Raw genomic sequence first — 2004 nt, 5'->3', positions numbered from 1 at the left:
TTGAGTATCGCCAACTGGCTGGCTTTCGGCAGCACCGCGTTGCTGACCATCATCCTTTTCATCCGTATCGGCCTCTATCGCGCCGTCACGCGCTTCGTCAGCATCCGCGTCCTGACCGCCGCCGCATTCGGCAGCATCATTTCAGCGGTCTTGTTCTGCCTGACCACCCTGATTTTTGAACAAAAACTACACCTTGCCCTGCCCATCGTCTATTTCTTGGTCTTGGTGGTCGGCGTTACCAGCTCGCGCATGATCCTGCGTGCGATTCTGACCGATCATCACCGCAAACAGATGACCCCCGTCATCATCTACGGTGCAGGCCAATCCGGCCGCCAGTTGTTGGAAGCCATCAAACAGGTTAACGAATATTCGGCCATTGCCTTTGTCGATGACAACCCGAAAATCCAACGCACCGTCATCTATGACCTTGCCGTCTACAACCCCAACGAAATCCCAATGCTGATCAGCCGCTACGGCGTCCGAAAAATCCTGCTGGCGATTCCAAGTTCTACGCCGGAAGAACGCAAAGACATCATCGGCCGCCTCGAAGCGTACAAATGCGAAGTCCTGACCATTCCGGGCATGAAAGATTTGGTCGACGGCAAAATCAACGTCAGCTCATTGAAAAAAATCTCTGTGGTCGATTTACTCGGCCGCGCCCCTGTGGCACCACGCCCTGAATTGATGAGCGCCGACATCAGCGACAAAGTTGTGATGGTGACCGGCGCAGGCGGCTCTATCGGCTCCGAACTTTGCCGTCAGATTCTCAACTGCCGTCCGACCAAACTGCTGTTGTTTGAATTGTCTGAATTTGCCCTGTACAGCATAGACAAAGAATTGCGCGAAACCCAAGCGGCGCAAGGCAGCCAAGTCGAAGTCGTACCGCTTTTGGGCTCGGTTCAAAACAAAGAACGCCTTAGCAGCATCATGAAGGCCTATCACGTTGACACCGTTTATCATGCTGCAGCCTACAAACACGTCCCTATGGTCGAGTTCAACACCATCGAAGGCATCCAAAACAACGTGTTCGGCACACTCTGCTGTGCGCAGGCTGCCGTAGATGCAGGCGTTTCCACCTTTGTTTTGATTTCCACCGACAAAGCCGTCCGTCCGACCAATACCATGGGCGCCAGCAAACGCATGGCCGAACTCTGCCTGCAAGCGCTTGCCGCTGAGCTGGAACAAAAAACACGCTTCTGCATGGTGCGTTTCGGCAATGTATTGGGTTCGTCCGGCTCCGTTGTCCCTGTATTTGAAAAACAAATTGCCGAAGGCGGCCCGATTACCCTGACCCACCAAGACATTACCCGCTACTTCATGACCATTCCCGAAGCGGCGCAACTGGTTATCCAAGCCGGCGCAATGGGTAAAGGCGGCGACGTATTCGTCCTCGACATGGGCGAATCTGTCAAAATCATCGACCTTGCCCGTCAAATGATTGTCCTCAGCGGCCTCAAAGTCAAAGACGAGCAACACCCGCACGGCGACATCGAAATCAAGATTACCGGCCTGCGCCCAGGCGAGAAACTTTATGAAGAACTGCTCATCGGCGACGAGGTGCAAAAAACCACTCATCCCCGGATTATGACCGCCAGTGAAGTAATGCTTCCATGGACGCAATTATCTGACATACTGTCGGAACTCCAAACCGCTTGTCTCCAAAGCGACCAAAACAGCCTGCGCCAGCTTTTGTTGCGCGCACCGACAGGCTTCGTACCCAAAGACGGTATCTGCGACTTGGTTTGGCAACAAAACAATAAGGCCGTCTGAACATTTTCAGACGGCCCGGACACCATACTGCAAGGACTACTACATGAAAAAAACGCTCTCCCTGCTTACTCTATTCGCACTGACTGCCTGCAACAGCACGACTGTCATTCCCGGTTCAACCATCAAAACCAGAACCAAAACCATTGTTTACACCGATACCGACACCGCAGCCGATACCAACCTCGACAGCCGCGTTGCCGTTTACCCCATCACGCCCAACCTGATTGAAAAAAT

The 2004-nt window shown here is 53.2% G+C and carries 1 protein-coding gene and 1 pseudogene; both read left to right on the top strand.

The features are described 5' to 3' along the window. On the top strand, positions 1-1770 hold a 1770-nt coding region (locus ACTHS3_RS12040; protein ID WP_440368041.1), incomplete at its 5' end, for a polysaccharide biosynthesis protein. 43 nt (positions 1771-1813) lie between these two features. Continuing rightward, a pseudogene (locus ACTHS3_RS12035) lies at positions 1814-2004 on the top strand (polysaccharide export protein Wza); the annotation flags it as partial.

Source organism: Neisseria sp. P0009.S007, from assembly GCF_051962515.1.
This window is presented reverse-complemented; position numbering and strand designations above follow the sequence as displayed.